The sequence below is a fragment of the Verminephrobacter aporrectodeae subsp. tuberculatae At4 genome, from assembly GCF_000193225.1.
In the GTDB taxonomy this organism is placed as follows: domain Bacteria; phylum Pseudomonadota; class Gammaproteobacteria; order Burkholderiales; family Burkholderiaceae_C; genus Acidovorax; species Acidovorax aporrectodeae.
Genome location: NZ_AFAL01000276.1, coordinates 1 through 450, shown reverse-complemented (window position 1 = coordinate 450; position 450 = coordinate 1). Strand labels below are relative to the sequence as shown.

Genomic DNA, 450 nt, shown 5'->3' with positions numbered 1-450 from the left:
GCGGCCCAACCGCTCTTGGCGCCCGCGTAGAGGTTGATCGCCGAGCGCGAGAACGAGGCGCTGGTGGCAAAGCTGCCGCACAGGCCGCTGCTGATCTTGGCCAGCCCCTGCCCGATCAGGTCCTGGTTTTCGTCCCAGCGCTTGCTGCTGCGCTGGCTCTCCACCTTGGCGCTGGAAGCGGTTTCGAGAAAGCTCACCAGCGTGACCACCAGCACCGGCAGCACTAGGTCCGTGAAACCGGACCAGGACAGGGCGCCCGGCCAGTAAGGCGCGGGCAGGCCCGAGGGCAGGGCGCCGACCACGGCGCCGCCTGCGTCGGCATAACCCAGGGCCCAGCTCGCGGCACCGGTCGCCACCACGACCACGATGGCGGCCGGAAAATGCGGCCGCCAGCGCCGCGCGAGCAGCAGCCAGGCCAGGCTGCCCAGGCCGAAGGCCGCCGCCGTGAGG

General features: G+C 71.6%; 1 protein-coding gene. It reads right to left on the bottom strand.

What is annotated here, in order from left to right; all coding sequences use genetic code 11:
- Positions 1 to 450, bottom strand: a 450-nt coding sequence (locus tag VTU_RS26155) for a SulP family inorganic anion transporter (RefSeq protein ID WP_010102317.1), incomplete at both ends; no start/stop codon positions are given.